Genomic DNA, 23,683 nt, shown 5'->3' with positions numbered 1-23,683 from the left:
AACTAATCGCCGGTGGTACATGGCAGTGGCACTCAAGGTTGCCGACGGGTTTGACAGGCGCTTTCAGCCGACCGGCTTTCCGAATCTTGGGCCTGCGCTCTACAAGGCTATGAACAACGGTGCGCCAGCCGACTATCTCCTCGTCGAATCGGCACAATCGCTCGCCAACTGGATGGAGGCTCTCTGTCTCGACCCGCAGAAACCGTGTCGCTACAACGCCGACTGCGCGGGCATCCCGTACGTGATCGTCCGGGACACAGTGAACAAGAGCAGGGAAGACCTGACCAGCTCCCTAACAGAACCCCACCGGTTGGCGTCTGATGAACTCGTCGAGAAAGCCAAGCACAACAACCGGCCGTTCAAGACCGTTCTGGAGAGCCTCCTCGACGTGAACAAGCAACGTCCCGTTCACCTGCCACGAATTGCGAGGCGCCTCTTCTACCTAGATCCTGCCTGCCTGCTTCACGGTGTCTTTCTCGAGAAGCTCGACGGCCGAATCCGGTTTCCGCGTCTGCTCTCGGCAACCATCACGGCCAAGGACGCGGAACCGGTGAACGCGGGCGGAGTCATGCGTGGCTACGTCACCGTAGTCGGAGAGGAAGCTAGTATTCCGTACACTACTCAGCACTTCTCCTCGTCCGAGATCAAGCTGCACCTCACCTTCCACGTCGACTCGTTGAAAGGTTTAGGGCTGGATGAAGGGCAGGAGACGTTCCTCGCCTCGTTCGCGCTGTACAAGATCAACAGGCTCCTCGGTTCGTTCCCTCGGCTGCGCACGGCGTGCGTCCTCGACCCCGAAGCCGGGTTGACGATCAAGCCAAACTTACGCGAAGCCATCAATGCCGCCTTTACGCCTAAGTCCCGGGCAAAGACGTTTGGCGGTGCAACCGTCGACGCCCTCTCCGCGACTGCGAAGGGCGGCGGATTCAAACCACTCGAAGTCCTCGGTTCCTGAGATGGCAACCGTCGTTCGCATCCGCTTTCTCACTGGCCGAGCCCACCTCCATCCCTGGCACGCTGCTCCGAACGAAGGCCGAGTAGAGTGGCCACCGTCTCCGTGGCGACTCCTTCGAGCTTTGGTCGCAGTGGCCGGGCGTGGGCTTACCACGCTGCCGGATCCCAGTCATCAAGGCGTCATTGCGGACGACTGGTTCACAGCCCGCTCGCCGGTTGGGAAACACCGCTCTGCGAAGCGGATCGAAGAAGACGATTCGTTCTGGGTAGACCGCACGGATCCCCTTCCATTCACGGTGCTTGCTCGATTGCTGGCCGAGTTGTCAACCCCGCCTGTTGTCTGGTTGCCCCGCACCGGAGTCGGGCACACGCGTCACTTTTTCCGAGTTGCCTCCGGACGCAGCACCGGCTCCGCCGTGTTCGATACCTTCGCCGCTATCGACGTCGAGCAGCCTCTCGTGTTCGAATGGCCAGACTCGCTTGCCCACAGACATGTCGAACGCGCGAGCAAGGATGGGAAGCAGTTGCAGCGCCTGCTGAGCCGCTTGCTCTACTTCGGTCGCTCCGAGTCGTGGTGCGATGCGGAACTTGAGGGCGCCGTGTTCGAGCCCGGCGACACTCACTGGCCGTGCGTCGCCGTGGAAGACGACACAGCATTCGCCAAACATTTCGGTCGTCAGGGTCTCCGCGAGTACCGCGACTACGCGGTCGAGAAGCGGCTGGGGTGGGACTCTGGTCAGTCAGCGTTTCTCCGAGGACAGTTCAGGACGCCAGAGGCAGGCGAGCCGGAGCTGCTGGTGCGTTCGCTGCTCCCGCAAACCGGCGAGTCGATGAAGCACGACGATCGCCCTTGGGGCACACGGTGGCTCCACTACGCGGTGCCTCGAGAGATCTTCCGTCTGCCCGTTCGCCGAGGCGCTCCGCGTGTGCCACTCGCTCAAGGCGCACTGCAACCGTGTCTTCAGCGGCAGGCGTTCCGGTATGCCATCAACACGGCTACCGTTCACAAGCTGGCGCTTCCGCCGTTGACAGCGACGCTCGCGATTGCCCAGCAGACTCGTTCGGCAGCGATGGCGATCTTCGGCCTTCAGAACGGCAACCTCTGCTCGCCCCAGCTGTCGGGGAAGCGATTTCGCGAAGACGAGCGGCGGCACGACTTGTTTGCTGACTCGGACGGCGAACAAGTCGTACCGTTCTGCAACGGTGCAGGTTCTCACTCGGATCACGCCTACTGGTGGCCGGTTGACGAGGACGGCGACGGGTTCCTGGATCACCTCGTTCTGCTCTGCAAGAACGGCTTCTCAGAGAGAGACGCAGCCGCGTTGAGGACCCTCAACCGCATCCGGCAGCATGGCCCATCCCGCCACGACCTGCTGCTGACACCTCTCTTCGAGGGGAAGTGGGAGGATTGTCCAAGCAGCTTGGCACGCTCCGGGTCTACTCTCGACTTCGTGTCGGCGACTCCTTACTTCTGCCCCGTTCATCTGACGCGTCGCTCCGGAAGACGACGATCACTGAAGGCACAGATCGGCAGGTCGCTGCAAGAGAGTCATGTACCTGCCGCTGCTCGAATTGACGAGATCGTTTTCGACTACGATCCGTCGTCCCTCGGTCGCCACCGCGAGCGTGATCTGCGGCGGCGGTTCGTCGCTCACGTGCAGAACGAGCTGAAGGACACGCGTGGTGAAGTCGTCGTCGAGCGCGGGGGGATTGCAGTTGGAACTATTATGGACAGTCTGGCAACTTCAGCCCCCGAGATCGATGACCCGCGTTATCCCAACGCCTGCGTGCGAAACCCTGACGATCCTGTGCCGCTTGGAGTGAGTCGCGGCGTGTTCGTAGCAGATGGCCTGCGTTTCGTCCCGGCCCTTGGGTTCCAGCGCGTCCGCGATAGGCGGGACCGAGCGAAGGGACCAGGAGTTATGCTCAGAGTCCGCTTCGACTCGTCACAACCCGCACGGCCTTTCGCTATCGGCGAGTTCTGTCATTTTGGTCTCGGGATGTTCGTGCCGCTCGGCCTGGGGAGGTCGTGAGAGGCTGATCTCCGTCGCATGGTAGAGTCAACGGTGCAGGACATGGAGGTATTCCCGGGCATTTCGATGGATCCCGACGTTCGGTTCGGGAAGCCCTGTCTCACCGGCACGCGGATCGATGTCGCCACGACCGTCGGCGCCGTCGCCGCGGATGAGACGGTCGAAACGGTGGCCGAGGAGTACGCGCTGTCCGTCGAACAAGTGCGGTCGGCTCTCAGCTACGCCGCCCACGTCGCGGCACACCTGCCGCCGGCGGTTCGACAGGCGTCGTGAAGGTTCTGCTCGACGAGAACTTTCCCCCTCGGGCTGCTCCGGCGCCTGCACGCTGACGGATTCGCTGCTGAGCACATCATCACGCTTGGTTTGCGCGGCGCTTCTGACACGCGGGTTCGCGAACGCCTCCAGGACGAGCAGATCCTCTTCTTGACGCAGGACGATGACTTCCTGATCGGTCCTGCAGTCTCGGCAATCGTCGTGGTCTCGCGTATCAAGCAGTCCCGTCGCTCGAGCGACCGCATCGATATCTGGCGATCAGCTGTTGGCGGCCTGACCAACACGGCCCGACCGGAACGCCTATTCGAGCTGATGGACGACGAAACGTTGGCGCCCTGGCGCGACAGCAAATAGCTCCGCCCCTGTCACACTTCAGAACGTATCTGTCGTGCACTGTCCGCCGACATAGCGCAGCGTCGCGACCATGATTCAACCACCGCGTCACGCAGACGCCTGGAATCGACCTGGAGCGCCGGCGTCGTTCCGCTCGCCCGCCAGCCCTCCTACTCGTCCCGCCTCATCGTCAGCCGCACCGCCCGGCTCGCGGGATACAGGCCGGCCACGGCGGTCGCGGCGACCATGAGCAGCGACGACTGCGCCAGGAACGCCCACGGAAGATGGAACTGGATGGTCCAGCCGAAGCTCTGCACGTTGATCACGTAGATCAACACCATCGAGAGCGCGAGCCCGACGACGATGCCGATGGCCTGGCTGACGAGGCCGATCAGCACCGCTTCCCCGAGGACGATGCGCCGGATCTGCCGCCGGTCGGTGCCGACGAGCCGGAGAATCGTGACCTCGCGCTCGCGCTCGAGGATCAGCGTGACGAGCGTGCCCGACACGCCGAGCATCGCGACGACGATCGCGATGATCTCGAGCGCATAGGTGATCGTGAACGTGCTGTCGAAGATGCGGAGCACCTCGGCCCGCAGGGCCTGGTTGGTGTTGACGAAGATGCGGCGGTCGCCGGCGGCGGCCAGCAGCCGCTCGCGCGCCCGTTCCGGATCGACGCCGGCCTCGAGGTAGACCGTGACGCCGCTCACGCCGACGTCGCCGAAATGGCGCTCGAACACGGCGCGATCCATCATCAGCACGCCGCGATCGTTCGAGTAGTCGTAGTACACGGCGGCGATCCTGAACGGCCGCGGCCCCGCGCGCGTCGGCACGAGCACCTCGTCGCCCACCTGCTTGCCGTGCTTGAGCGTGAACGGCTCCGACGCGACGACCGCGTCGCGCCCCATCGCGCCGCGCATGGCCACGCGCGCGTCCGGCGGCGCCTTGAACTGCAGCGAGCCGTGCGCCAGCAGCACGCCGAAGTCGCCCCCGCCCACCCGCACGCGTACGCCGTCGTACGGGACGTCCGTGATGCGGTAGCGATCGGCCGCCGCGACGCCGGGACTGGAGACGATGCGCTCGACGACGTCCGAGGACAGGGTGGCGTCGACGCCGGGCCGGCCCGTCGAACCCGGGCTGACGAACAGGTCGGCCCGCAGCGTCTGCTCGACCCAGTAGACGACCGTCTCCCGGAAGCTGCCGATCATCACGGCGATCGCCACCATCATCGAGAGGCTGACGGCGAGCGCCGCCACCGAGATCGAGAGCCGCCGCACCGACGCGGCCACGTTCGTCAGCGCGAGCCACGCCTCGACGCCGAGCCGCCGCCGGATCGGCCGCTCCAACGCGCCCGCGGCCACGTGCAGCAGCGACGGCACGAGCAGCGACGCGCCGAAGATGATGGCGAGCGCCGACGCGTACCCGAACAGCGGTAGGCCGTTCACCGGTCCCAGCGTCGCGAGCCAGCCGCCCGCGCCGATCAGCGCGAGGCCGGGCGCGACGCCCCGGATCGACATCCGCGCGGAGGTGCCGCCGACCTCCTCGCCTCTGATGGCGGCGATCGGCGGCACGCGCGCGGCCTCGTTGGCCGGCACCGCCGCAGCCACGAGCGAGAGCGGCACCCCGGTCAGCACGGCCAGCAGGAGGATCCGCGCGTCGAGCGCGGGCGGCGCTGCCGCCGTCGCCACGTACAGCGTCGAAACCGTCGTGGCCGTGAGCGCAACCGTCGCGTCGGCGAGCAGCCGCCCAATCGCGATGCCGGCGGCGGTGCCGGCCGCCGCCAGCGCCGCCGCCTCCGCCAGGAACAGCGCGCGCACCGTCCACCGGCCGACGCCCAGCGCGCGCAGGATGCCGATCTCGTCGCGCCGCGAGAGCACCGCCACCGAGATGGTGTTGTAGACGAGGAACAGGCCGACGACGAGCGCGACGTACGAGAGCGCGGTGAGGTTGAGATGGAACGCGGCGAGCATCTGCTCGACCTCGCGCCCCCGTTGCGCGGGCCGCTCGACGAGCATGCCGGCCGGCAGCCGCGCGGCGATCGCCTGCTCGGCCGCGTCGACGCCGATGCCGTCCGCGAGCCTGACCTCCACACGATCGAGCCGGCCGATCTCGTCGAGGGCGAGCTGGGCGGCTGCGATGTCCATCAGCACGAAGCGGCCATCGAGCGCGCGCGCGGGCCCTTCGTCCTCGAGCAGGCCGCGCACCACGAGCGGCACCTGGCGATCGCCCGCGAGGACCGTCACGGTCGACCCGATCGAGAGCCCGCGCGATGCGGCGAACCGCGCGGTGAGGATGGCGGCGTGCGGATCGAGCAATCGATCGAGCAGCCGATCGCCCGGCTCGACGCCGGCATCCACGAGCGCGTAGTCGCGGAAGGCGCGGTCGCGCAGCGCGTCGACGCCGAGCACGCGCAGCGTCTCGGCGGCCCGCCCCTCCTGGCGGATCACGAGCTCGCCCTCGACGAGCGGCGCGACGTCGCCGAATTCGCGAAGCCAGGCGATCTCGGCGAGCCGCGTCTCGTCGAGGCCCACGCCGGTGCCGACGATCTCGAGCGACGCGCGGCCCGAGACGGTGTCGAGCGCGGCCTGGAAGCCGCGCAGCGAGCTCGCGTTCGTCAACTGAATCGCCACCACGACGCCGATGCCGAGCGCGATGCCGAGGACCGCGGTCGCCGAGCGGAGCCGCTCGTGAACCAGCCGGCGGAGGATGAACCACCTAAACAGCCGCATGCGCCGGCGTGTCGGCTTCGATCCGGCCGTCGCGCATCCGGATCACCCGGTGCGCCGCCGCGGCGATCTCGGGCGCGTGCGTGGCGAGCAGCATCGTGACCCCGGTCTCGCGGTTGAGCGCCGTCAGCAGATCGAGCACGATCCGCCCGTTCTCCGAATCGAGATTGCCGGTCGGTTCGTCGGCGATGATCAGCGCCGGCCGATGGATCAGGGCACGCGCGAGCGCCGCGCGCTGCAGTTCGCCGCCCGAGAGCTGCCGCGGATAGTGCCCGGCGCGCGCCTGCAGGCCGACGCGATCGACGAGCGCGCGCGCGTCCCGATCCGCATCGTCCGGCCTGGCGCCGGCGAGCAGCCTCGGCAGCGCGATGTTCTCGCTCACGGTGAGCGTGGGCAGCAAATTGAAGAACTGGAACACGAAGCCGACGCGCGTGCGCCGCACGCGCGTCAGCTCATCGTCCGACAGCGTATCGAGCGCCACGTCGTCGAGCCGCACGCGGCCCGACGTCGGCCGGTCCATCGCGCCGCAGAGGTGCAGGAGCGTGGACTTGCCGCAGCCGGACGGGCCGACGAGCGCGACGAATTCCCCGCGCTCGAGCGCGAGGCTCACGCCTGCCACGGCCGTCACCCGCGACTCACCCGCCGCGTAGGTGCGCACGACGTTCTCGGCGGACAGCACGGACACGGCGCGGCCTGCTGTGATCGTCACTCAGGAGTTGATCCCGCCACGGCGTCAGCCGAACGCCGCGCGGACCTGCTCGATCATCCACTCCAGCTCGGATTCGCCGATGACGAGCGGCGGAGCGATGCGGATCACGCGCTCGTGCGTTTCCTTGCACAACACGCCGCGCTCGAGCAGCCGCTCGCAATAGGGCCGCGCCGGCTCGGTGAGCTCGATGCCGACGAGCAGCCCTCGGCCGCGCACCTCGCGTACGACGGGCGAGCGCAGCGCCCGCAGCGCGTCCAGCAGCACGGGGCCCAACCGGGCGGCGCGTTCGACGAGCTGTTCGTCGGCGATGACCTGGAGCGCCGCGCGCGCCACCGCGGCGCCCAGCGGGCTGCCGCCGTACGTGCTGCCGTGGCTGCCCGGCGTGAACACCTCCATCACGTCGCGCCGGCCGACGACAGCCGACACCGGGTAGAAGCCGCCGGACAACGCCTTGCCGAGGATGTAGACGTCGGGCCGCACGCCCTCGTGCTCGCACGCGAACCAGCGTCCCGTCCGGCCGAGTCCCGTCTGGATCTCGTCGGCCATGAGCAGCACGTTCGCCACGGCGCAGGCCGAGGCGGCCTCGGCGAGATAGCCGTCGGGCGGCACGTTGATGCCCGCCTCGCACTGGATCGGCTCGACGAGCAACGCGCACGTGCGCAGCGTGATCGCGGCTTTCAGCGCATCGGCGTCGCCGAACGGGACCGTGACGAACCCCGGAGCGAACGGCCCGAAGTGCCGCCGGTAGCCCTCATCGGACGAGAACCCGACGATCGTCGTCGTCCGGCCGTGGAAGTTGTTGGCGCAGACGATGATCTCGGCCGCACCGTCCGGAATCCCCTTCCGCTCGTAGCCCCATCGCCGGGCCGCCTTGATCGCGGTCTCGACGGCTTCGGCGCCGGAGTTCATCGGCAGCACGACGTCCAGGCCGCAGCGCTCCGCCAGCTCGCGGCAGAGCGCGGGCAACTGATCGTTGCGAAACGCGCGCGACGTGAGCGTCACGCGCGCGGCCTGCTCGGTGAACGCCCGGAGGATCGCCGGGTGCACGTGCCCCTGGTTCAGCGCCGAGTACGCGCTGAGGCAGTCGAGGTACTTCCGCCCATTCACGTCGTACACCCACACGCCCTGGGCGCGTTCGACGACGATCGGCAGCGGATGGTAGTTGTGGGCGCCCCAACGGTCCTCGATGCCGATCAGGTCGTCGGCCCTGGTGTTCGACGCGGTCGTCATCGCCGGGCGTCCTCCGCGTGGCTCGCCTGCCCCGCAGGCCTGCCGAGCCGTTCGACGATGCGCGTGGCCTCTTCGACGGCACGGGCGAGGACCGATCGGATCTTGCCGTCCTCGAGCATCAGCAGCCCGGCGATCGTGCAGCCTGCCGGCGTCGTCACGTCGTCGCGCAGCGACGCCGGATGGCGGCCGGTCTCGAGCGCCATCTTCGCGGAGCCGAGCATCGTCTGCGCGACGAGCGTGAGCGCGAGATCGCGCCGCAAGCCGACGCGCACGCCGGCATCGGCCAGCGCCTCGAGCACGAGGTACATGTAGGCCGGGCCGCTGCCGCTGAGCGCGGTGATGGCGTTGCAGTACTGCTCTTCGACCACCTCGCAGCGGCCGACCGCGGTGAACACGCGTTCAGCGATCGCCAGGTGCGCGGCCGTCGCGTGCCGGCCGGCGGCCACGACGGTCATGCCCGCCCCGACGACGCAGGGCGTGTTGGGCATCGCGCGCACCCAGGGGTTGGCGCGGCCGTGCAGCGACTCGAGCTGGGCGGTCGTCACGCCGGCGAGGATGGAGATGCAGAGCGCGTCGGGCGGCAGCGGCGCGTCGCGCACCGTCGCCAGCACGGCTGGCGCCTGCGACGGCTTCACGCACAGGAGCAGCAACGCGGTGTCTGCGAGCGCGTCGTGGTAGTCGCGAACCGCGCGGACCCCCAGCGCGCCGTGCACCTGCTCGCAGCTCTCCTCGGTCTTGCACGATGCCCACGCCTGGCTGGGCGTGATGAGCCCGGCGTCGAAGAGCCCTTTCAGCAGCGTCTGCCCCATGACGCCGGCGCCGAGCACCCCGATGGTCCTGCCGCGGCCGACGAGAGAATTGTCGCTCACCACGTTGCGTTCACTCCCGATCGCGATGGCCCGCGGCGGCCGCCGAGGCGGCCGCGTGGGTCCTGAGGCTGCGCACGTACGATGCGACGCCGTCCTCGAGCGTGGTGAACGGCCGCGCGTACCCGTGAGCCAGCAGCCGATCCATCCGCGCTTCGGTGAAGTACTGGTAGTGCCGGCGCACGTCCTCCGGCGTGTCGATGAAATCGATCCGCTCGGGCTGGCCCACGGCCGCGAACACGGCACGGGCCAGGTCGAGGAACGTGCGCGCCTTGCCGGTGCCGAGATTGAAGATGCCGCGCGGCGTGGGCTGCCTCACGAGCCAGGCCAGCACGTCGACGACGTCGTCGACGAAGACGAAGTCGCGGGCCTGGTGGCCGTCCGGCACGCCCGGCTCGTGGCTCCTGAAGAGCCGCACCCGGCCGGTCGCGGCGATCTGGTCGTAGGCGTGCAGCACGACGCTCGCCATCGGTCCCTTGTGACGCTCGCCGAACCCGTACACGTTGAAGAACTTCAGGCCGCACCAGGCCGGCGGATGCGCGCCGGCGCGCGCTTCGTCGAGCGCCCAGAGATCGAACTGCTGCTTCGACTCGCCGTACTTGTTCAACGGCTTTAGCCGCGGGACGAGACGCTCGTCGTCGTCGTAGCCGTGCTCGCCGGCGCCGTAGGTGGCGGCGCTGCTCGCGTAGATGAACGGCACGCCAGCGTCCGACGCGTAACGCCAGAGCTCCTGGGACGCGCGGAGGTTCACGCGCGTCAGGTACGCCACGTCCTGCTCCCGCGTGTCGGTGCACGCGCCGAGGTGGACGATCGCGCGGGGCGGCGCGTCGAGCGACTGGAGCCAGGCGACCGCGCGCTCCGGTTCGAGGCGGGTGCCGAACTCGACGTCCGCGTGCTCGGGACGGGTGTCGAAGTGGGAGCCGTGGTCCACGGACGTGACGTCCAGCCCCTGCGCACGAAGCGCCTGCACCAGCCGCGCGCCGATGAACCCCGCCGCTCCCGTGACTACGACCATCCGCTCGTGCCTTTCTGCCGGTGCTTCGAAGCCGCCAAACGGGCATCTTCCCACCCGGAGGCGGGGTGCGGCAAGTTCGCCAATGTGCCGCGAAGCGCAGGTCCACACGCGACAACCGGCTTCTTCGAGACACAATGCCGTGGGCGCCGCGTGGTCTACCGGCAGACGCCGCGCGTGTACTATGAGCGTCTTCTCGGAAGCTGAGCAGCACGACTCACTCGCACGGAGGGCTCATGTCGCACGCGGAGACCGTCAAGGCGATCTACCAGGCGTTCGGGCAGGGTGACGTTCCGGCAATCCTCGAGCGGCTGGCAGAGGACGTGGAGTGGGAGTACGGCGCCGGCGAATCGGCGCCGCCGTGGCTCACCCTCAGACGCGGCCGCTCCAGCATCGTCGGGTTCTTCGAGAGCCTTGGCGCGCTCGACATCCACCGGTTCGAGCCGAAGCGCTTCCTCGAAGACGGACCGCTCGTGGTGGCCGTGCTCGACTTCGAGTGCACCGTGCGCCAGACCGGGCGGCGCATCGTGGAAGAGGATCAGATCCACCTCTGGCACTTCGACAGCGCCGGCCGCGTCGCGCGGTTCCGGCATCGCACCGACACGCACCAGCAGTGGGCCGCGTACTTCAACCGGTAGCCCGCGACGGCCTGACCGAGGCCGGGCGTCCGCAGCGGTCGCGGCATGAGCACGACGGCTCCGTTCGGGCCGCACGCGCGGGCCGTTCGAGATCTCGACCGACCCCGCTCTACCGACGCGTCGGTTTCTCGCCCCCGGCCAACCCGGCCGGCTACATGGAGATCACGCGGCCCGGCCTCTACAAGGCGACGCGGTCGCGGTAGCCGACGCTACTTGCAGGGCTTGTCGCGCGCGGGATCGTGCGTCTTGGCGTTGGCCGGCGCCGAGCCGCGCTTGGAGAGGATGTAGCTGGCGAGCTGGTGCAACTGCTGCGACGTCATCGGCTTGCCGCTGCCGAACGGCATCATGCCCCGCGCAGGGAATCCCTTCTCGGTCGCGGTCATGACGTCGGTCACCGAGCAGCCCGAGGTCCAGAAATCGTCGACGAGATTCGGGCCCACGAGGCCGCCGAGATCCGGACGATGGCAGTTCGCGCACATGTACGTCTGTCCTTCGTACAGCGCGCGTCCCTGAGCCAGGCTGGCGGCATCGGTGAGCGGCTTCAGCGACGCGCCGCGCGACGCCGGCGGTGCCGCCTGCCGCGCCCCGGCCTGCCGTTCGTCCGCCGCGATCGGATCGGCGGCGAACGGGACGGCCGCCGCGACTCCGGCCGCGCACACCAGGACCGTCATACGCCAGTACGATCTCGTGCTCATGTTATTCCTCGAGCAACAACCGTAGCACGCCCGCGGCATCTTCAGCCGAATCGTCGTGCGAGATGAGCGCCCGCACCTTGCCGGCGCGATCGATCGCGTAGGTGTAGCTCGTGTGGCTCACCTCGGGCCCGCCGGCCGACGCCGACGGCGTGATCTCGTACGCCGACTTGTATTGCGCGACCACGGCGTCCACTTCGGCGCGAGTACCGGTGAGGCCGATCATCGGCAGATCGAACGACCGCACGTACCGCGCGAGGGCTGCTGGCGTGTCGCGATCCACGTCCACGGTCACGAACAGCACCACCACGTCGTTCCGGGCCACCGGCACGCGCTTCACCGCATCGGCCAGCTTGGACATGGTCAGCGGGCAGACGTCCGGACAGGTCACGTAGCCGAAGAACAGGAAGACGATCTTGCCGCGAACATCCGTCAGCCTGAATGGTGTGCCTTCATGGCTCGTGAGCGTGAAGTCGCCGCCGAGAGGGTACTCGCGCAGCTCGACGCCGCCCGACGCGCTGCCCCCCGCCGACGGGCCGTCCCCGCCGCGACCGCAGCCCACGCCTGCGGCGGAGAGCGCGAGCATCACGAGGGTCACCAATCGCCGGCGCATGGTCGATCGCCGGCGTTCACTGGCCCGGCGCCGCGACCGCGGCCCGGGAACCGACCACGGCGACGACGGTCTTCGTCTCGCCGCCCTCGAACCGAAGCGTCAGCTCGACGTCCTCGCCCGTCGCCAGCGCGCGCGTCACCTTGAACAACATGACGTGATATCCGCCGGGCTTGAACTCGACCGTGCCGTGCACCGGCACGACGACGCGATCGACCTGGGCCATGCGCATCATGCCGCCCATCGGCGCATTGCCCATCGCGCCGCGCCCCGGCGTCTGCTGCATCGTGTGGAGCTCCGCGGTAGCCGCCACCGGCGAGCTCACGCCCACGAGCGTGAGCGGCGCCGAACCGTGGTTCTCGATCGTGAAGTACGCAGCGGTGCTCGCCTGCCCGGCGGTGGCCTCACGGACCCAGGCCTGCCGGACGTTCACGCCGGGCGCAGTCTGCGCGATCGACGCGGACGGAACTCCCGTCAGCGCGAAAGCGGCGGCCAGCATTGCGAGACCCGTCCTGCGGTGCATCATCGACATCTCCACGCTCCTCATCGCGCGCACGCGCCGTCATGCCGGCCATCGCCAGGCGGTCGCGTACCAACGCTTCGTTCACTGTTCAGGATCTCACGGTCGCGCCCGCGCTGTCGTCCGTCTGCCCCGGGCGGAATCGCCGCGCGATCCTGTTCGCCCAGCGCGGCCATCTCTCTTCGAGCCATTCGTACAGCAGCGGCAGCACGACGAGGGTCAGGACGGTCGATGTGACGAGCCCGCCGATCACGACGGTCGCGAGCGGCCGCTGGACCTCGGAGCCCGGGCTCGTCGACGTGGCCATGGGGATGAACCCGAAGCTCGCGACGAGCGCGGTCATGAGCACGGGCCGCAGGCGCACTTCCGATCCAGCCCGCACCGCCTCCTCGAGCGGCTGGCCGCTGTCGCGCAACTGGTTCAGGTACGCGATGAGCACGACGCCGTTCAGGACGGCGATGCCGAAGAGCGCGATGAACCCGACCGACGCGCTGAGGTTCAGGTGGAGCCCGCGCAGCCAGAGCGCGCCGATTCCGCCCACGAGGGCGAACGGCACGTTCAACATCACGAGGAGCGCCTGCCGCGCGTGACCGAGGCTGGCGTAGAGGAGCATCACGATCAGCAGGAGCACGGCCGGCACGATGAGCGACAGCCGCTGCATCGCGCGCTGCTGATTCTCGAACTGCCCGCCATAGGTCACGCGGTAGCCCGGCGGCAGATCGACGCGCCGAGCGATCTGCCGCTGGACGTCGGCGGCGAACCCGCCGAGATCGCGCCCGCGCACGTTGCTCTGCACGATGACCATGCGCTCGCCGTTCTCGTGGTTGATGAGCTCCGGCCCCTGCACGATCTCGACGCGGGCCACCTGCGAGACCAGCACCTTGCCGCCAGATGGCGTCGTCAAGAGCAGGCGGCCGATGGCCTCGGGGGTCTCCCGGTGCTCCGGCGCGAGGCGAACGATCACCGGGAATCGCTTGCGGCCTTCGATGATCTCGGTGGCCTCTGCGCCGCCGATGCCCGTGCGGACGGCGTCGCGGACGTCGCCGACGCTCAGCCCGTACCGCGCGAGCGCGCCACGGTCGAGGGTGATCTGCACCTGCATCGCGCCGGCCGTGACGTCGACCGACGTGTCGGCCGCGCCCGGCACGGTCCGAATCACGTCGCGGATGTCGCGCGCCGTGCGTTCGAGCCGCGCGAGATCGTCGCCGAACAGCTTCACGCCGAGCTCCGTACGCACGCCCGAGATCGCCTCGTCGAGGCGCATCGCCATCGGCGCGGTGAAGTTGTACTCGATGCCGGGAATCGATCGGAGCGCCTCGTCCATCCTCGTGATGAGCGCCTCGGCCGACCGCTCGGTCCACTGATCGTGCGGCTTCAGGCCCACGTACACGTCGCCCGCGTACAGCCCCATCGTCTCGGTCGCCAGCTCGGGACGGCCGACCTTGGTCACGACGCCCGTCACTTCCGGAAAGCGCCGCAGCGTAGCTTCGACCTCCTTCGCGATCGCCATGCCCTGCGGCAGCGAGGTGCTCGGCAGCCGCCGCGTCTCGATGAGCATCGATCCCTCGTCCAGCTCCGGCATGAACTCGGTGCCGAGAAACGGCACCGATGCGAGCGCGGCCACGAGCAGCGCCGCCGCCATGCCGAGCACGATCGCCCGATGCCCGATCGCCCAGTCCAGCACGCGCCGATACGCGCGGCGCAGCGCCTCGAACCAGCGCGACGGCGTCTCGACCGTGTGCTTCAGGAGGAGAGAGGCGATGACCGGGACGTAGGTCAGTGCCAGCAGCAGCGACCCGAGGACGGCGACGCAGACGGTGAAGGCCATCGGCGCGAACATGCGGCCCTCGAGCCCCTGCAGCGAGAAGATCGGGATGTAGACGGCGATGATGATGCAGACGCCGAACACGATGGGCCGTCCCACCTCGACGGCCGCCCGCCGGATGATCCGGAGCCGCTCGGCGGGCGCGTCGTGGTCGTGGTCCTCGAGCCGCCGCACGAAGTTCTCGACCATCACGACCGAGGCGTCCACGAGCAGCCCGAAGTCCAGCGCGCCCAGGCTCATCAGGTTCGCCGACACGCCGGCGCGCCGCATGGCGACGAACGCGAAGAGGAGCGACAGCGGAATCACCGTGGCGGTGACGAGCGATGCGCGCAGGTTCCGGAGGAACACGAACAGCACGAGCACGACGAGCGCACCGCCTTCGACGAGGTTGCGCACGACGGTCCGCGTCGTGCGATCGACGACCTCGCCCTGGTCGTAGAACGGGCGGATCGTCACGCCCTCGGGCAACAGGCGCCGGATGCCGGCGAGCTGCTCCTCGACCAGCCGCACGACCTCTCGCCCGTTGGCGCCCTTCAGCATCACGATCATGCCGGCCACCGTCTCGCCGCGCCCGTCGCGCGAGACCGCCCCTTCGCGCGGCATCGGGCCGATCGACACCGTGGCCACGTCATCCACGTGGATCGGCGTGCCGCCGCGGGTCGCGACGACGACGCGGGCGATGTCCTGAGCGCCGGCGAGCCGGCCGAGGCCGCGAATCGTGAACCGCTCGCCACGGCTCTCGAGGTAGCCGGCGCCGAAGTTGTCGTTGTTCTCCCGGAGCGCCCGCTCCAGATCGGCGAGCGCCAGGCCATAGCCCAGCAGGCGGCCGGGATCCGCCTCGACGTGGAACTGCTGGACGAGTCCGCCCCACGAGTTCACGTCCGCCACGCCGGGGATCGTCCGCAGCAGGGGCTTGATCGTGTACTCCTGCAGGCTCTTCAGCTCCATCAGCGACCGCGCGTCCGACTCGAGCACGTACTGGAACACCTCGCCCATCGGCGTCGCGGGCGGCCCGAGCGATGGCCGCACGCCATCCGGCAGGCTCCCGGCGGCGTCCTGCATGCGCTGCTGCACCAGCGTCCTGGCGAAGTACAGATCGACATCGTCTTCGAACGTGATCGTCACGACCGAGATGCCGGCCTTGGACACGGAGCGCACGAGCTGGGCGCGCGGGAGTCCCATCATCGCGATCTCCATCGGGTAGCTCACGAGGTTCTCGACCTCGTTGGGCGACAACCCGGGGGCCGGCGTGATGACCTGCACCTGATTCGGGGTGAGATCCGGAAAGGCGTCCACGCTGATGCTCGTGACCGCCCAGATGCCCGCCGCAATCAGCGCGAGCGTGCCGGCGATGACGGCGATGCGGAATCGCAGGGCGGCGTCGATCAATCGGTCGATCATGGCGCCCTCCTACTGGGCCGGCGCTGCCGCGCGCGCGAACTGGGACTTCACGGCGAATGCCCCGCCGGTGACGATCACGTCGCCGGGCCTGAGACCGTTGACGACGTGAACACGATCGCCGACGGTGGTGCCGATCTCGACGTCGCGGCGTTCGAACCGCGCGCCGCCGTCGGCCGTGGGCGTGGCGATGAACACGACCGGGCGCTCGTCCAGCCGTTGCAGCGCGGCGTCCGGCACCGCCACGCCGTCACGCGCGACGCCGACGGCAAGGACGACGGTGGTCATCATCGCTGGTCGAAGCCGCCCGGCAGGATTCTTCACCAGGGCTCGCACCGGCACGGTGCGCGTGACCGGATCGAGCGCCGCGCCGACGCTCTGCACGACGGCGTGGAACGTCTCGGGCAAGAGCTCCGCGACCGTGAACGTGACGCCGACGCCTCGCGCCAACAGCGGCGCCACGCGCTCGGTCGCGGCGATCTCGAGCCACAGCGTGCCCGGCTCGGTCACGGTCACGAGCGGCGTGCCGGCCTCGACGACGCTGCCGAGCGTGACGTCGCGGCTGAGCACCACGCCGGCGAACGGCGCCGTCAGGACGATCGCGCCTCGCTCGTCGGCCGGACCGAGCTGGCTCGACACGGCCCGCGCACGATCGACCTCGGCTTGCGCCTGCACGAGGTTCGACTGCGCCTCGTCGAGGTCCACGCGCGCGCGCTCCACTTCCTGGCGCGACATCGCCTTGAGCTCGAGGAGCCGCTCGGCACGCTCGAGCGCCGCACGCGCATATCGGGTCCGCGTCTGCTGCGCGGTGAGCTCGGCGAGCGCCTTGGACAACTCCGATCGCACGGCCGCGGCCTGCTCGCTGAGCAGCGTGACGAGCGGCTCGCCGGCGCGCACGCGGTCTCCCAGACGCACGTGCAGCGCCGTGACACGGGCGCGCGCCGGAGCGCTCGAGCGCACCGTGCGGTCCTCGTTCGCCGCAAGCTGGCCCGGCACGGCGACGGTGTCGCTCATGCGCCACGCCTCGACGGCCTGCCAGCGCACGCCGCCGTGCTCCACCTGCTCGCGCGTCAGGGTCAGACGGTCAGCCGCCGGCGCAACGGCCGCAGGCTGCTCGACAGGCGTCGCATCGCCTCCGCAGCCGGCGACGGAGATCGCCGAGACCAGCAGAGCGGCGCCGGCCGCCGCGCGACGAGAGAGATGCTGCAGATGATGCCGGTCGGTCATGGCTGTGCTCCCCGCGCAGGGCTCGCTGACGGCGAGCCGGTCCAGGTGTGGAACAGTTGAAGCGCACCGCTCGGATCGGCGCTGGCGACGAGCGCGAGCACGAACAGGCTCTCGCGCTCGGCCAGGAGCGTGCGCAGGAACGTCAGGCGCGCGTCGGCGAGCGTGCGCGTCGCGTCGAGCACCTGCAGCAGCGTCGCGCCGCCCTCCTGGTACGCGCCGACCGTGTACTCGTGGATGGCCTCGGCGCGCGAGAGAAAGGACTGGCGCAGCCGCTCGATCTGCCGGGTGAGCTGTTGCGCGGCCCGATAGGCGCCCTCCACGTCGGCGGCGACGGTCCGTTCGGCCCATCGCAGCTCCTCCTCGGCCGCGATCCGCTCGCTCGTCGCCCGCGCGATGCCGCCCCGGTTCTGGTTGAAGATCGGAACGGCCAGGTTGACGCTCGCGATCATCGACGTCTGCCCGTCGAGCTGCTTGCCGCCGAACGTCAGGCCGAGCTGTCGCCAGCTCGCGGTGCGTTCGTAGGCGGCCGCCGCGGTCGCGCTCTCGACCCGCGCCCGGCCGGCGACGAGCTCTGGACGCGCCCGCGCCGACCGCTCGAGCAGATCGCCGACGGCGGGCAGCGCGGCCGGGCCACCGCCTGGCTCGTCGGGCACCACGACGCGGAGGGCGTCGAGCCCGCCCGAGATGGCGTCAGACGACAGGTACGGTTCGAGCGCGGCCTGACTCCGCGTGAGCGCGACGCCGGCGAGGACCACGGCCGTGCTGACCTGATCCAGTTCGGTCTCGATCCGCAGCAGCTCGCCTTCGGCCGTGACGCCTTGCTCGACGCGCGCCCGGCTGTAGGCCGCCAACTGCGCCAGCCGGTCGCGGTTCTCCTCGGCTTCATCCCGGAGCGCCTGTGCCAGGGCCAGCTCGAAGAAGGCCCGCACGGCCCCGCTCACGACCTGCCGGCGCGCGAGCGCCGCGGCCGCCTCGGCGACATCGATCTCCGCTTCGGCTTGCCGCACGCGATCGGGCCGCCTGATGAGCTGCTCGATGGGCCAGGTGACGTACGCCTGCACTTCCCTGCTGGCTCCTGCCGATGCCGGGCGGCCCTGAACGCCGATGTTCTCGAGCCAGACGGTCGCAATCGGGTTCGGCACCGATTGGACGAGGGTTCTCGTTGCGCGGGCCGCTTCGGCGCGCGCGCGCGCCGCTTCGACGAGCGGATGACGCGCGAGCGCCGACGCGATCGTTCGCTCGAGCGTGAGCGGCGGCCGCGTCTCTTGCGCCTGCGGGGGCAGGACGGGCTGCGCCGCCGCTGCATGAGCGAGCGACGCCACGCAGGCGGCGGCCGGCATCAGCAGCCGGCCGGCGGCGCGACGCCATCCGCGCCGCCGCGCGCCGCGGCGGTCCGATGTACACATGGTTTCCTCCAGACAGACGGGCAGCCAACGTTCGAGCCTCCGGCCTGGAGCGCAAAAGCTCCGGGCCTCGGCTCAGGCCAAGGTCTGTCTGGAGGGCGGTCCGCGAACGGGATCGGGTGGGGACGGCGATCCGCGCGGAGCAGGGGCGCCCGAGGGCGCGACCACGCCCGCACGAACGGGCTCCGGCGCGGAAATGACGACCCGGCCGACGATGAGCGGCGGGGTGATGAGGGTGGAGCCGGCGGTGGGTTCGTACGCCGCGACGAGAAACACGGCATTGCCGTGGTTACCGTGCGGGGGAGCCAGCGACGCTCCGCGAGGGGCCCCTTCGCTCGTGGCCTGATCCGCGATGACGTGACTGTGCGCGATCGCCGCAGAACGGCTTTCGATACCGGCCCGATGCACGTGCGTCGGGGGGAGCAAGGGCAACCCGATCAGGGCCACCACGAGTGCCGCCGCCATGCACCTGTCCGGCATCCGCCGAGTCGAAGTCACACCAGCCTCACGGAGCGTCGACGAAACCCGTGCTGCAAGACTTCGTCCACAACAGGATTACGGCCAGAGAGCCGCGCCGTTTCACCTGGCCGCCGGCACCGCGAGAAATCCCGGCGGCGCCGCGAAGGGGTCCTGGGGTGGCGGCGCCAACGGAGCTGTGCAAGACTCTCGTCCCATGACGTCCGGCGCGTCCGTGTGGCTTCGTCTCCGATGATCCGCCGCACGAAGATCGTCGCGACGCTCGGGCCCGCCTCATCGTCGCCGGCGGCCATCCGCGCGCTCATCACGGCCGGCATGAACGTGGCGCGGATCACGCTCGCGCACGGCACGCGAGACGCGCAGCGCGCGCTCGTCGCGGCGGTTCGGGCCGAGGCCGATGCGCTGGGCCAGCCCGTCGCCGTCATGGTCGATCTTCCGGGACCGAAAGTCCGGACGACCGGGTTCGGCGAGCCGGCCCAGTTGGCGCCGGGCGACCTCGTCACGCTCGTCGCCGGTCACGACGAGCCGAGCACGGCCGCCCGCTTCGTCGTGGACTACGACACGCTCGCCGCCGACGTCCGTCCGGGCGACGTGCTCGGCATCGGCGACGGCATCGTGCACCTGGCCGTCGAGCGCATCGCCGGCGACGAGGTCCACGCGCGCGTCACGAACGGCGGCACGCTCGTCGGACGCAAGGGCGTCCGCGTGCCGACGGAGCGGTTCAGGGCCGCCGTGCCGACGGCCGAAGATCTGGAGCTCATCGCGGCGTTCCGCGACGACCCGGTGGACATCATCGCGATCTCGTTCGTCCGCTCCGGTGCGGACGTGCGCGCGGTCCGTGCGGCCGTCGGCGGCGGCGGACCGTGGCTCATGGCGAAGATCGAGACCGCGCCCGCCGTGCACCACCTCGCCGAGATCATCGCGGCGTCGGACGCCATCATGGTGGCCCGCGGCGATCTCGGCACGGAGCTGCCGATCGAGGACGTGCCGCACCTGCAGAAGCGGATCATCCGGGAGACGGTGCGGAACGGCAAACCGGTGCTCGTCGCCACGCAGATGCTCGAGTCGATGATCGAGGCCCCCACGCCGACGCGCGCGGAGGCGACCGACGTCGCCAACGCGGTGCTCGATCAGGCGAGCGCCGTGATGCTCTCGGCCGAGACCGCGGTCGGCCACGACCCCGTGCTCGTCGTCGAGACGATGGATCGGCTCGCGCGCCGCGCGGAGGCCGAGCTCACGCCGGCGTCGCTCCAGTCGTTCGTGCTCGGCAACCGCGATTTGTCCGACGTCAACGTCGCGACGGCGCACGCGGCCTGGCAGGCGGCGCACGACCTCGATGCGCAGGCGATCCTCTGTTGCACGCGCACCGGTGCGACCGCGCGCAAGATGGCGAGCTTCCGGCCGCTCGCGCCGTTGTACGGCCTGACCGGCGACGTGCAGGCGCTGCGGCGGCTGTCGCTCTGCTGGGGCGTGCAGCCGATGCTGCTCTCGGGCGTGGCGGCCTCCACCGAGGAAGTCATGGATCGCGCGATCGCCGAAGCGGTCGGCGGCGGGCTCGCGCGGCCCGGCGACATCGTCGTCGTGCTCGCCGGCTCGCCGCGAGCCGGCCCGGGGCACACCGACTCGCTGCGCGTGGCGGTCATCCCGCGGGCGGGAGCGACGCCGTGACGACCGGGCCGTCCCGGCCGGCCGTGCTCCGGCCCGCCGCGCAGGTGATCGCGCTCGTGCTGGCCGCAGCGCTCGCGCTCGTCGTGCTCTACCGCATCCAGATCGTGCTGCTCGCGGTCGTGCTGGCGGTGTTCTTCGCGTACTTGATCGCACCGCTCGTCGCCGCCGTGGAGCGCACGGTACGCCGGCCGTCGATGTCGCGAACGACCTCGCGCGGGATCTCAACCGGGCTCGTCTATCTGGCGATGATGGCCGCGGCGGGCGCCGCGCTCGTGCTGCTCGTCCCGCGGCTCTCGCTCCAGGCCTCGGACATCGCGGCGCGTGGACCGGCCTACGTGAGCGCCGTGCGCGCGTGGAGCGCCGACTGGGCGGCCTGGGAACGGGCGAAGCTGCCGCCGGAGTTCCAGGCGCACGTTGACGAGGCGATCGCGGCGGCCGTGGCGGCCGGCGTGGTGTACGGGCAGGAGTCGCTCCTCGCGTCGCTCTCGCTCGTGAGCTTCGTGCCCTGGCTCGTGCTGATCCCCGTGCTCGCGTTCTTCTTCCTCCGCGACGTCGACGTGCTCCGCTACTACGCGGTCCAGGCGCTCCCCTCCGCGTGGCGCGGTCCGGGCTACCGGCTCGTGCAGGAGCTGAACACCGCGATCGCCGCGTACATCAGGGCGCAACTGCTCGCCTGCCTGATCGTCGGCGTGACGTGCGGGCTGGGCTTCGCCGTGCTGCGCGTCCCGTACGCCGCGCTGCTCGGCGCGGCCGCCGGCGTGCTCGAGTTCATCCCGCTCGTCGGTCCGCTCGTCACCGCGGTGGCGGCCGGCATCGTGGCGGCCGTGCAGGCGCCGCTGCTCGCCGTGTGGGTGGTGTCCTTCCTGATCGTCCTGCGCATCGTGCAGGACTACGTGATCTACCCGCGTCTCATCGGGCACGGCACGCACCTGCACCCGCTGACGATCATCCTGGGCGTGCTCATCGGCGCCGAGCTCGGCGGCATCGTCGGCGTGTTCCTCGCCGTGCCGGCCATGGCGATGCTGTCGGTCGGCTATCGTCACTGGGCGGACTGGACGCGCGTCCCGGTGACTCCCGCCGGCGCCGATGCCGAGACGCGGGCACGGGCCGTCGTCCCCCAGCGATGAACGCGATTGCGGGTGCGCGGCTTCGACTGGCGCTGGTAGCTGCGGCGGCCGGCGCGTTGGCCGCCGCGTGCGCCGTCGTCTTCTGGCAGCGGCAGCACCCGCAGGTCGTCTTCGAGATGGACGAAGACCTTCCGCGCATCACGTCGGGACTGTACCCGGTCGAGCGCGCGGGCGAGCTCACGTTCGCGTGGACCGGCGAGCGCGCCGGCGTGACGCTCGCCGGTGCGAGCCGCCGCGTGGCCTGGCGCTGCGACGTGCGGCTGCGCGGCGCGCATCCCGACACCGTGCCTCCGGCGATCGTCGTGCTCGAGATCGACGGCCGCGCCACCGGGCCGCGCATGCTCGGCAACGAGTTCGAAACCGTCACGGTCGTGGCGCCGGCGCGGCCCGACGCCTCCGGCCTGCGCCTGACGCTGCGCGCCGATCCGACGTTCGTGCCGGGGCCCGGCGATCGGCGGCGGCTGGGCGTGCAGGTCGACGAGATCCGGTGCGAGCCCGACGGATGGACGTGGCCGTCGATCGCCGGCGTCATCCCCGCGGCGTCGGCACCGGCCGCGTTCGGCGTTGCCGCCGCCCTGGCCGGCGGCGGCCCCGCGCTTGCGATCGGCATCGCCGTGATCACGGGCGCAGCCCAGGCTTGGCCGATGACGCTCGGCCCCGCGCCCTACGCGCCGGCGTACCGGCGCGCCGTGCTGTGGGTGGGCGTGTGGATCGCGATGCTGTCGGCGGCGCTCGCGCTGCTCGTCGAGCGCCGGTTGGGGCGTCGCCTGTCGCTCCTCGAGCTGGCCGTGCTGCTCGTGCCGGCGGCGATGGCGCACCTGAAGCTCGTCGCCCTGCTCCATCCGGAGAAGCCGCTCATCGACGCCGTGTTCCACGCGCACCGCCTCGAGTGGGTGCTCGACGGCCGCTACCTGTTCACGCAGCCCATTCAAAGCGGCGTGCAGTTCCCGTACGCGATCGGCCTCTACGTCGCCGCGCTGCCGTTCATCGGCCTGACCTCCGACTACGTCACGCTGCTTCGGCTCGTGGTCGTCGTCGTCGACGCCGTGGCCTGCGGCGTGCTCGGCCTGATGGCGATGCGCGCGTGGCGCGATCCGCTCGCGGGCGCCGTCGCGGCCCTCATCGCCTCGGTCGTGCCCCTGCCCTTCGACGTCGTCGGCAACGCGAACCTGACGAACGCCTTCGCCCAGTCGGTCGCGCTCGTCGCGATCGCGATGATCCCGCTCGTGCCAGTCGGATGGCCGGTGCGCGCGTCCATGATGGCGTGGGTGGCGGTCGTCACCCTCGCGCTCTTGTCGCACGTGAGCACGTTCGCCCTGCTCACCTTCACGCTCGCCGCGCTCGCCGGCCTCTCGATTGCGGTGGGGCCACGGGAGCGGCGCGTGACGGGTATGGTGATTGCCGCGGGCACGGCGGCGGCGGTGCTCTTCTCGATCGCGCTCTACTACGCGCACTTCGGCGAGTCGTACCGGACGTTCGCGGCCGCGCGCACCTCGGGCGCGAGCGCGGCCGTCGCGGCGGGTTCGTCGAGCCCGCCGCCCGTGGCCGCGCCGGCGTCCGGCCGCGCCGCCCGCGCGGCCGGCGCGACGATGCGCGCCGTCGGCGTGCCGGTGCTGATGCTCGGTGCGGTGGGCGCGGCCGCCCTTGCGCGGCGCCGCACGATCGATCCCGCCGTGCTGTCGATCGGCGCCTGGCTTCTCGCGTTCATCGTCTTCACCGCGGCCGGCACGATGACGGCGGTCGATCCGCGCTACGTTCGGTACGCGGACGAGTTCATCTCGCGAACGCTTCTCGGCACGTACCCGGCCATCGTGTTGCTCGCGGCGGCCGGCGTGAGCTGGGCCTGGCCGCTCGGCCGCGTTCCACGTCTCGCGTGCATCGTCATGCTCGGGTGGGCCGTCGCGCTGGGCGCCTCGGCGTGGGTCGGCTGGTTGCGCCCAGCCTGACACGCATCACTCGCGC

Annotated in this window: 19 protein-coding genes; 8 read left to right on the top strand and 11 right to left on the bottom strand. The window is 70.3% G+C overall.

Translation table 11 applies throughout. The features are described 5' to 3' along the window. The first annotated feature begins 19 nt into the window (after positions 1-19). From cas7u to IT184_15010, 4 genes are all read left to right on the top strand, one after another. On the top strand, positions 20-955 hold the full coding sequence (gene cas7u / locus IT184_15025; GenBank protein ID MCC7010117.1) for a type I-U CRISPR-associated protein Cas7: 936 nt from the start codon (positions 20-22) through the stop codon (positions 953-955). Positions 956-1,085: 130 nt separating this feature from the next. Beyond that, entirely contained in the window at positions 1,086-2,987 is a 1,902-nt protein-coding gene (locus IT184_15020) for a hypothetical protein (protein MCC7010116.1), read from the top strand. Between the two features lie 18 nt (positions 2,988-3,005). Then, positions 3,006-3,260 (top strand): DUF433 domain-containing protein, encoded by a 255-nt coding sequence (locus IT184_15015; GenBank protein MCC7010115.1) that lies wholly within the window; start codon positions 3,006-3,008, stop codon positions 3,258-3,260. 33 nt (positions 3,261-3,293) lie between these two features. Next, positions 3,294-3,614 (top strand): DUF5615 family PIN-like protein, encoded by a 321-nt coding sequence (locus IT184_15010; protein ID MCC7010114.1) that lies wholly within the window; start codon positions 3,294-3,296, stop codon positions 3,612-3,614. Between the two features lie 149 nt (positions 3,615-3,763). On the opposite strand, the gene IT184_15005 is transcribed toward IT184_15010, so the two are convergent. From IT184_15005 to rfaD, 5 genes are read right to left on the bottom strand one after another with little or no spacing between them, the layout of a single operon-like run. Beyond that, positions 3,764-6,322 carry an ABC transporter permease gene (locus IT184_15005; protein MCC7010113.1) on the bottom strand — a complete coding sequence of 853 codons (2,559 nt, stop codon included), beginning with the start codon at positions 6,320-6,322 and terminating at the stop codon, positions 3,764-3,766. Beyond that, positions 6,309-7,004, bottom strand: coding sequence for an ABC transporter ATP-binding protein (locus tag IT184_15000; protein MCC7010112.1), 696 nt, complete (start codon positions 7,002-7,004; stop codon positions 6,309-6,311). Before IT184_15000 ends, IT184_15005 begins: the two co-directional genes overlap by 14 nt. 48 nt (positions 7,005-7,052) lie before the next feature. Beyond that, the gene (rocD, locus tag IT184_14995; GenBank protein MCC7010111.1) at positions 7,053-8,258 is read right to left on the bottom strand and encodes an ornithine--oxo-acid transaminase; all 1,206 of its coding nucleotides are present in this window, start codon (positions 8,256-8,258) and stop codon (positions 7,053-7,055) included. Beyond that, positions 8,255-9,127 (bottom strand): pyrroline-5-carboxylate reductase, encoded by an 873-nt coding sequence (gene proC, locus IT184_14990; protein ID MCC7010110.1) that lies wholly within the window; start codon positions 9,125-9,127, stop codon positions 8,255-8,257. Before proC ends, rocD begins: the two co-directional genes overlap by 4 nt. Before the next feature lie 10 nt (positions 9,128-9,137). After that, positions 9,138-10,139: an ADP-glyceromanno-heptose 6-epimerase gene (gene rfaD, locus IT184_14985; GenBank protein MCC7010109.1), complete on the bottom strand. Its 1,002-nt coding sequence runs from the start codon at positions 10,137-10,139 to the stop codon at positions 9,138-9,140. Between the two features lie 233 nt (positions 10,140-10,372). Here rfaD and IT184_14980 point away from each other — a divergent pair, with 233 nt between their 5' ends. After that, positions 10,373-10,774 (top strand): nuclear transport factor 2 family protein, encoded by a 402-nt coding sequence (locus tag IT184_14980; protein MCC7010108.1) that lies wholly within the window; start codon positions 10,373-10,375, stop codon positions 10,772-10,774. A gap of 209 nt (positions 10,775-10,983) precedes the next feature. On the opposite strand, the gene IT184_14975 is transcribed toward IT184_14980, so the two are convergent. The 6 genes from IT184_14975 to IT184_14950 all read right to left on the bottom strand — a co-directional run bounded on the left by IT184_14975 (position 10,984) and on the right by IT184_14950 (position 18,452). Further along, a complete protein-coding gene (locus IT184_14975) occupies positions 10,984-11,469 on the bottom strand; it encodes a c-type cytochrome (protein MCC7010107.1) in 486 nt (161 codons plus the stop codon). Position 11,470: 1 nt separating this feature from the next. Beyond that, complete coding sequence (locus tag IT184_14970; protein ID MCC7010106.1) at positions 11,471-12,079, bottom strand: SCO family protein; 609 nt, start codon at positions 12,077-12,079, stop codon at positions 11,471-11,473. 16 nt (positions 12,080-12,095) lie between these two features. Then, positions 12,096-12,575: a copper chaperone PCu(A)C gene (locus IT184_14965; GenBank protein ID MCC7010105.1), complete on the bottom strand. Its 480-nt coding sequence runs from the start codon at positions 12,573-12,575 to the stop codon at positions 12,096-12,098. Positions 12,576-12,687: 112 nt separating this feature from the next. Further along, the gene (locus IT184_14960) at positions 12,688-15,822 is read right to left on the bottom strand and encodes an efflux RND transporter permease subunit (GenBank protein MCC7010104.1); all 3,135 of its coding nucleotides are present in this window, start codon (positions 15,820-15,822) and stop codon (positions 12,688-12,690) included. A 9-nt stretch (positions 15,823-15,831) separates the two neighbouring features. Beyond that, positions 15,832-17,046, bottom strand: a complete 1,215-nt coding sequence (locus tag IT184_14955) for an efflux RND transporter periplasmic adaptor subunit (GenBank protein ID MCC7010103.1) — start codon at positions 17,044-17,046, stop codon at positions 15,832-15,834. Then, a complete protein-coding gene (locus tag IT184_14950) occupies positions 17,043-18,452 on the bottom strand; it encodes a TolC family protein (GenBank protein ID MCC7010102.1) in 1,410 nt (469 codons plus the stop codon). Before IT184_14950 ends, IT184_14955 begins: the two co-directional genes overlap by 4 nt. A 705-nt stretch (positions 18,453-19,157) precedes the next feature. On the opposite strand from IT184_14950, the gene pyk reads away from it, so the two are divergent. From pyk to IT184_14935, 3 genes are read left to right on the top strand one after another with little or no spacing between them, the layout of a single operon-like run. Further along, positions 19,158-20,594 carry a pyruvate kinase gene (gene pyk / locus IT184_14945; GenBank protein ID MCC7010101.1) on the top strand — a complete coding sequence of 479 codons (1,437 nt, stop codon included), beginning with the start codon at positions 19,158-19,160 and terminating at the stop codon, positions 20,592-20,594. Then, complete coding sequence (locus IT184_14940; protein ID MCC7010100.1) at positions 20,591-21,721, top strand: AI-2E family transporter; 1,131 nt, start codon at positions 20,591-20,593, stop codon at positions 21,719-21,721. The genes pyk and IT184_14940 overlap by 4 nt, the downstream gene beginning before the upstream one ends. Continuing rightward, on the top strand, positions 21,718-23,667 hold the full coding sequence (locus IT184_14935; GenBank protein MCC7010099.1) for a hypothetical protein: 1,950 nt from the start codon (positions 21,718-21,720) through the stop codon (positions 23,665-23,667). Before IT184_14940 ends, IT184_14935 begins: the two co-directional genes overlap by 4 nt. Positions 23,668-23,683: the final 16 nt, after the last annotated feature.

Source organism: Acidobacteriota bacterium, from assembly GCA_020853395.1.
In the GTDB taxonomy this organism is placed as follows: domain Bacteria; phylum Acidobacteriota; class Vicinamibacteria; order Vicinamibacterales; family SCN-69-37; genus JADYYY01.
This window is presented reverse-complemented; position numbering and strand designations above follow the sequence as displayed.